Source organism: Nonomuraea sp. NPDC049784 (assembly GCF_040659615.1).
Taxonomy (GTDB): domain Bacteria; phylum Actinomycetota; class Actinomycetes; order Streptosporangiales; family Streptosporangiaceae; genus Nonomuraea.
In genome coordinates this window covers 1-3,100 of the sequence record NZ_JBFAMX010000893.1, presented here as the reverse complement: position 1 = coordinate 3,100, position 3,100 = coordinate 1, and the positions used below count along the sequence as shown (strand labels likewise).

Annotated in this window: 3 protein-coding genes; all 3 read left to right on the top strand. The window is 74.1% G+C overall.

The window, feature by feature from the left end; all coding sequences use genetic code 11:
• Positions 1 to 1,714, top strand: a 1,714-nt coding sequence (locus tag AB0J09_RS60560) for a BTAD domain-containing putative transcriptional regulator (RefSeq protein WP_360712925.1), incomplete at its 5' end; no start/stop codon positions are given.
• 35 nt (positions 1,715 to 1,749) lie between these two features.
• Positions 1,750 to 1,911, top strand: coding sequence for a hypothetical protein (locus AB0J09_RS60555; RefSeq protein WP_360712922.1), 162 nt, complete (start codon positions 1,750 to 1,752; stop codon positions 1,909 to 1,911).
• A 48-nt stretch (positions 1,912 to 1,959) separates the two neighbouring features.
• Positions 1,960 to 3,100: AAA family ATPase (locus AB0J09_RS60550; protein ID WP_360712920.1), on the top strand; the 1,141-nt coding region annotated here is incomplete at its 3' end.

The window sequence follows — 3,100 nt, the reverse complement described above, 5'->3', positions numbered from 1 at the left end:
CGCCGGCCTGGGGGACCCCGGCGCCCTGGCGGAGGCGAACACGGTGCTGGCCATGCTCGCCTCCCTCGACGGCGACCGCCGCGCCAACGACGCCCACTACCTGCGCGCCCTGGAGTACGCCGAACGCGCGGGCGACATCATCCAGCTCATCCGCATCCACGCCAACCGTGCCTCCCGCTACCTTGACGAGGGCTCGTACGCTGAGGCCCTGACCGAGACGGACCAGGCGGGCAGACTGTCGGGCCTGGTCTCTTTCGCCCCCTTCGCCGCGCTCAGCGCCGCCAACCGGGCCAAGGCGCTGATCGGACTCGGCCGCCTGGAGGAGGCCGCCACCGAAGCCGCCACAGCGGTGGCCGGGTGGGAGGCGATCGGCTCCAGGCTGGTCACATATGGACTGCTCCGGCTGGCCGAGGTCCACGCGCTGCGCGGCGACCGCGGGGCGGCGACCGCGATCTACCGCCGGATCATCGCCGAGGCGCCGCCCGGCGACGTGCAGGTGCTGTCCAACGCGCTCAACGCGCTGGCCGAACTACTCGCCGACGACGACCCCGAGGAGGCCGCCCGCGTCGCCGGGCAGGCGCTCAAGCACACCGAGGGCATCGCGGGGGTGACCGCCAGGGTCGTGGCCGCCCGCGTGGCGCGGGCGGGCGGGCGGCCCGGCGACGCCAGGGCGCTGCTCGACGAGACCGAGCCCGTCGCGGTGAGCCGCAGGGACCACGCCGCGCAGGCCGCCATCGCCGAGCTGCGGGCCGAGCTGGACGGGGACGTCCGGACGGCCGACGAGGCGGTGCGCAGGTGGACCATGCTGGGCGACCCGATCGGGCAGGCCAGGGCCGAACTGGTCAGGGCGGCGCTGGCCGACCCGGCGACCGGCGGCGGCATGGCCGCGAGGGTGCGCGAGCGCATGCACGCGATCGGCTGCCGGGCGCTCGACGACCGGATCGACGCGCTGATCGCGCGCGCCGCTCCCGCGCCGGGCGCGAGAGTGGTCGTGGAGACCATGGGAACGTTCCGGGTGCTGCGCGGCGGCGTGCCGGTCCCCCGTACGGCCTGGCAGTCCCGCAAGGCTCGCGACCTGCTGAAGATCCTGGTCAGCCGCAGGGGCAGCGGGATCGGCAGAGAGCGGCTGGTCGAGATCCTCTGGCCGGAGCAGGAGGGCGAGGCGGTCGGGCTGCGGCGGCTGAACGTCATGGTATCCACGCTCCGTGCGGTGCTGGACCCAACGCACGAAAGGCCGGCGGACGAGATCGTGGTCTCGGATGAGGGCACGTTGCGGCTGGATCTGTCGAACGTCGACGTCGATGTCGAGATATTTCTGGATCTGGTGGCTGAGGCTGTACGGCTCGATCAGGCAGGGCGTACGGCCGAGGCGCTCGAGCGGTGGGCGGCGGCCGAGAGCGCGTACGGCGGGGAGTTCTGCGAGGAGGACCCGTACGCGGACTGGGCCGTGGGAGTGCGCGAGCAGGCCCGGCTGGCGTACACGCAGGCGGCGGCCAGGCTGGCCACGGCGCGGTCGGAGGAGCGGCGCTACGACGAGGCCGCGCGCTACTGGCTGCGGCTGCTGGAGCTCGACCGCTACGACGAGCGCGCCCACCTCGGCCTGGTGCGCGTGCTCGACCGCGCGGGCCGCCGCGGCGACGCGCGCAGGCGTTACCACTTATACGCGGAACGCATGCGTGAGCTGGAGGTCGAGCCCGCCCCGTACCCCGCCTGAACCAGACCTGAACCGCCCAGCGAGATGGTTTCCAGATGAGAACGGTCATCGTCCGGCTGGTCGAGCCAGAACAATCCGGCGGCCAGCTCCGCGGGCTGCTCGAAGAGGTAGGGGGCGAGGCGGTGCCGTTCACCGGCACGGACGCGCTCATCGAACTGCTGCGTACGGCCGCGGGCCTGAAACAAAATCAGGCCTGAACCTCTCGCGAACCTCCGTCCCGACGATGGGTGTCGAGAGGAGGCGCGATGAGCGAGCAGGGGAGCGGTTGGCCGTTCGTCGGGCGAGGGGGGCCGCTCGCGGCCGTGCGTGCGACGCTGCGGTCGGGAGCAGGCGTGATGATCGCCGGTGAGTCAGGGGTCGGCAAGAGCAGGCTGGCGGCGGAGGCGCTGGCCGGGTTGCCGGGGTACGTGGTGGTGCGCGCGCTGGGCACGGAGACCGGGTCGATGATCCCGTTCGGCGCGTTCGCGCACGTGCTGACGGGGCCGCCGCAGGACGGCGAGAACCTGCTGCACTGGGCCGCCCGGCACCTGCGCTACCGAGCGGCGCGGGGCGAGCTGCTGGTGAGCGTGGACGACGCGCACCGGCTGGACCCGGCCTCGGCGGCGCTGGTGCACTACCTGGCGGAGAGCGGCACGGCACGCGTAGTGGTGACCGTACGCTCCGGCGAGCCACTGCCGGCCCCCGTGGCCGCGCTGTGGAAGGACGAGCTGCTCGACAGGATCGAGCTGCCGCCGCTGACCAGGGACGAGGTCGGGCAGGTGCTCGCGGGCGCGCTCGGCGGCGAGGTGGCCGCGGAGACCGTACGTCACCTCGCCCGGGTCAGCGAGGGGAACGTGCTCTACCTGCGCGAGGTCGTGCATGCGGGGCGCAACAGCGGCTGCCTGGCCGAGCGGGACGGCCAGTGGCGCTGGCGCGGCGAGCTGTCCATGTCGACCCGGCTGCGCGAGCTGGTCGGCGAGCGCATCGGTCATCTCGACGAGGACGAGCGTGAGGTGCTGGAGCTGGTGGCTTTCGGGGAGCCGCTGGGCACGGAGCTGCTGGCGTCGCTGACGTCGGCTCGGGCGGTCGAGCGGGTCGAGGACCGCGGCCTGGTCGTGGCCGTGAGCGAGGGCAGGCGTGAGCAGCTGCGGCTCGGCCACCCACTCTACGGGGAGGTGGTACGCGGCGGCTGCGGCACGCTACGGACGCGGCGGCGGCTGCGCATGCTGGCCGACGCGCTGGAGTCCAGCGGGCTGCGGCGGCGCGAGGACGAGCTGCGGGCGGCCGTGTGGCGGCTGGACAGCGGGTCGGCCGCCGCCCCGGAGACGCTGGTGTCGGCCGCCCGGCTGGCCTGGGGCAGGCAGGACCCCCGGCTGGCCGAGCGCCTGGCGAGGGCCGCGATCGAGG

What these genes read in the sequence shown, in the direction of transcription:
- AB0J09_RS60555 (WP_360712922.1), top strand. Translation starts at nt 1,750, where the DNA reads ATGAGAACGGTCATCGTCCGGCTGGTCGAGCCAGAACAATCCGGCGGC.